The following is a 1,315-nucleotide window of genomic DNA, read 5'->3' on the forward strand; positions in this document are numbered from 1 at the left end:
CTTCGCGACTTCGGCCAGCTTGGGCTGCGTCCAATCGAGTAGGGCTCGGGCGGCGCGTAATTGAGCTGCAGTGAGTTGAGTCATTTTCTTTTTAAGATCATATTTACATAAAAGGATCATGCGATTATGGTGCATGATATCAAACGACTCATGTGTACCATAAAGGTAAACCGATGTCCCGACCGCCCTTGGGCGCGGCGAATGCCGAACTATGCGCCAGTCCGAAGATTTCTCGCCGGCAACTCATCGCCGGGTCCGCTGCGGTCTCAATCATACCCGACATCACTGCGAATAGCGATCCAGCGGTTGGCGTTTGTCAGGTTTGGTTCAAGCTGGAAGCTCAGCAACGCGCCCTGATCGACCGCTGGCAGGAGCTTGAGACCTGGCTAATCGAAAAGGATTACTGGGGCGACCATTCTCTAGAGGTTTGCGCCGAGATACCCGAAGTAAAGGAGATGGAGGCAATCGATATCCTCCTGAATGCGCTAGACGAAGAAAGGCAGGAGCTGTTCAAGTCTCTGCCTCATGTAGATGCAACTACCGTTGAAGGTGTTGCGCTCAAGCTTGATGTTGTCGCAGATGTCCTTTGCTTGGTGGGGAACATGGACGTCTATGAACTTGTTGCCAGTGCCCAGCGAAACCTGATGGCGGTAAAGGCTTAGCTAGAGATTTTCAAAGAGCGACGGTGCTGGTTGAACCTGCTTCTGCGGGCGATTCCAGTCTGAGTCGCTGCTACCAAGCCTGTAAAGCACTACGAGCATCATTTCGATGACGGGTTGGCGACGCTCTCGTAGCATTTCCGCAACGTCGCGGGCTCGCGATTCAAGGTTGAACCTATTCGCAAAGCGGATTTGGATGCGATCCATCCAGATTCCTGCGAAAGGCGACCAAGATCAGACAGAAAAGACTGCCCCCTCGTGCCGCCTCGCTGATCGAGTCGCTCAGGGATCTCGGATACTCTCTCGAGACGGCCATCGCGGATATTATAGACAACAGTATTTCGGCAGACGCGACCCACGTGGACATCTGGTGCGCGGTGGATGTCGAGCCGTTGGCGCTGGCAGTTGTCGACGATGGTCATGGAATGACCGAGGACGAGTTGATTGCCGCCATGCGTCCGGGGTCAACGAGTCCGATGGAAACGCGCGAGGCCGGGGACCTGGGACGGTTCGGCCTCGGCCTGAAGACAGCATCGTTCTCTCAGGGGCGCCGGCTGACGGTCGTGACGCGCAAGGATGGTACAACAAGCGCTGCAATATGGGATCTCGACGAACTGGCCGAGCAAGACGACTGGGTCCTCTCGCTGCCCGAGCCC

At 55.8% G+C, this 1,315-nt stretch carries 2 protein-coding genes; both read left to right on the forward strand.

Annotated elements, in window-relative coordinates; translation table 11 throughout:
• Positions 1-173 precede the first annotated feature (173 nt).
• On the forward strand, positions 174-662 hold the full coding sequence (locus tag HY17_RS12730) for a hypothetical protein (protein WP_034767129.1): 489 nt from the start codon (positions 174-176) through the stop codon (positions 660-662).
• Between the two features lie 269 nt (positions 663-931).
• A partial coding sequence (locus tag HY17_RS12740; protein WP_233348793.1) for an ATP-binding protein occupies positions 932-1,315 on the forward strand: 384 nt, incomplete at its 3' end.

It is taken from the genome of Hyphomonas sp. CY54-11-8 (assembly GCF_000682735.1).
Classification (GTDB): Bacteria; Pseudomonadota; Alphaproteobacteria; order Caulobacterales; family Hyphomonadaceae; genus Hyphomonas.